Consider the following 2,508-nt stretch of genomic DNA (forward strand, 5'->3'; position numbering starts at 1 on the left):
GCGGGGTGGAGGAGCTGCTGGCGGCCGTCCGGGCCGGGCTGCTGGCGCGGATACCGGAGCTGCTGGCCGGCCTGGACCGGACGCGGCGGCGGGCCTGCCTGCCCGCGCTCAAGGAACTGCGCAAGGAACTGCGCGGGGACTGGTCGGTGACCCTGGCCGACGTCAGGGGCGCGCTGCTGGTCGCCGGGGCCGGCTGCCACTTCGGCCCGGCCGCCGCCGCGCGCTGGCTCGGTGCCGACGACCTCAACGTCCGCGACTGGGCGCGCCACCCGGTGCTGCACGAGGTGGTCGAGGCGCAGCCGCGGGAGTGGCGGATCGAGGTGGCGCGGCGGCTCGCGGAGCGGCCCGCGCGGGCCTGGGGCTGGTCGATGCACCCGCTCGCCGAGGCCGTCGTCCGGCGCACCGGCTGCGCGGTGCCGGTGAGCGAGCCCTTCGTCCGCGGCTGGTTGCAGGGCACGCTCGACGTCGGCGGCCCGCGCCCCACGCTCGCCGAACAGCTGCGGGCCGACCGGCTCACCCCTGAGCTGGCGCCCCGCGTGTTCGACCTGGCCGACGTCGGCGGCTCGCTGGCCCGACGGCTCAGCCCCCGGCCGGGGGACGTCTGGACGGAGGCGATCGCCGAGCTGGCCGCGACCGGCGTCCTGGACCGGGCCGACCTGATCGACCGCTCCCTGGCCCGGCTGCTGCGCGGCGGCAAACCGGCCGACCAGCGGGCCTTCCTGGACGTGCTGCGGGCGCTCGACCCGACGCCCGAGGAGTACGCGGCCCGGGTCCGCGACCTGGTGGCGCTGCTGGACGGCCCGTCGACCGTCGCCGGGCACGCCCAGGGGGAGCTCGCGAAGCTGGACGAGGCCGGACTGGTCGAGCCCGAGGTGCTCGTCGAGGCCTCGGCGGTGGTGCTGTTCCGGACCGAGAAGAAGCTCGTCCGCGCCCAACTGGGCTGGCTGGAGAAGGCCGCCCGGCGCGCGCCGGACCGCTCCGGCCCGGTGGTGCTCGCGGCGGCCGGGGCCTTCGGGCACGCCGACCAGGGCGTCCAGGAGCGGGCCCTCAACGTGGTGGCCCGCCACCTCCGGGCGGCGGGGGAGGCGGTGCTGCCCGAGCTGCACGCCGCCGCCGAGACGCTGAACCCCGTCCACCACCCGAGGGCCGGCGAGCTGTTCGGCGCGCCGGTCGGCGGCGACCTGCCGGCGGCCGAGGAGGACGAACTCCTGCCGCCCGCCCCCGAACCGCGCCCGCTCGGGGCGCCGATCGGCTCGGCGGCCGAACTGGCCGAGGAGCTCTCCGCCCTGCTGACAGGCCGGGAGGGGGACGTCGCGGCCTTCGAACGGGTGCTGGACGGGCTGGTCCGGCAGGCCCACCTGGACCGGCGGGCGCTGGTCGGGGCGCTGGAGCCGGTCCGACGGACGCACCCGTGGAACGGCACCATCCGGTGGGCGGACACCCTGCCCCGGGACATCCTCTACGTGGTGGCCGCGGTGGCGGGCGAGACGCCGCCGCGCCGGCTCTGGGACTTCCTCGGCGGCAAGGGCCGCTCCCCGCTGCGCGGCCCGCAGACCACCGTCCACGGCGACGTACTCGCGGCCCGGCTGGAGGAGGCCGCCTGGCAGGTGGTCGCCGGCCGGCCGCCGTACCTGCTCGCCACCCCGACCCACGCCACCGGCGCGCTCGCGGCGGAGGTGCTGGTCGAGCGCCTCGCGGGGTACGAGGCGGCCGGGGTCGTGCCGGGCCGGGCCGACCTGTGCGCGGCCCTGCTGCGGGTCGGGCCCGGCACCGACCCGGAGGTGCTGCGGGCCGCCGAGGCGCTCACCTCGCCGGCCGGGCGGTGGCTGGCGCACTGGCTGCGCACCGGCGGCCTGCCCGGGCAGCCGTCCGAGCGGGTACTGTTCGCGCCCGGCCGGGGCTCCAAGCGCGGCCGCCACTACGCGGAACGCTGGTGGGAGGACGTGCAGCGGATCGTCGTCGCCCAGCCCGGCATCGGCGCCGGGCCCAAGGGTCCGGACGGCGAGCGGCTCGACCGCGAGTTCCGGGCGCTGCTGGAGCCGACCGAGCCCAGTGTGTCCCGCGCCCGCACGGTGCACGACTGGGCCTGGCGGCCGATCACGCACTGGACCGCGATGCTGCCCTGGCACCGGGAGGAGCTGGCCGCCCGCTGGCTGGACCACTTCGCGCTGGGCGCCGACCGGGACGAGCGCGGCGCGGGCCGGTTCCTGCCGCTCCTCGCTGAGTCCGGCGGCCCGGCCGGGCTCGCCCTGCACCTGGCGCTGGCGTACGGGCTGGGCGCCCGGCACGCCGAGGACCGCACCGGGGCCGTCGACGCCCTGCTGGTGCTCGCCGCGCGCGGGGAGCTGGACGGGGCGCTGCTCGGGCGGGAACTCGGCGAGCTGGTGGCGCGGGGCACCGTCAAGCCGGCCCGGCTGGCGGCGGCGCTCGGTCCGGTGGCGCGGACCGGTGCGTACCGGACGGCGTGGTCGGTGCTCGGTGCGGCGCTGCCCGGGTTGCTGGGGGCGA

Annotated in this window: 1 protein-coding gene; it reads left to right on the forward strand. The window is 78.8% G+C overall.

The features are described 5' to 3' along the window. A partial coding sequence (locus tag J0670_RS35650) for a DUF6493 family protein (protein ID WP_207816756.1) occupies positions 1-2,508 on the forward strand: 2,508 nt, incomplete at both ends.

This window comes from Streptomyces sp. FH025, from assembly GCF_017427025.1.
GTDB lineage: Bacteria > Actinomycetota > Actinomycetes > Streptomycetales > Streptomycetaceae > Kitasatospora.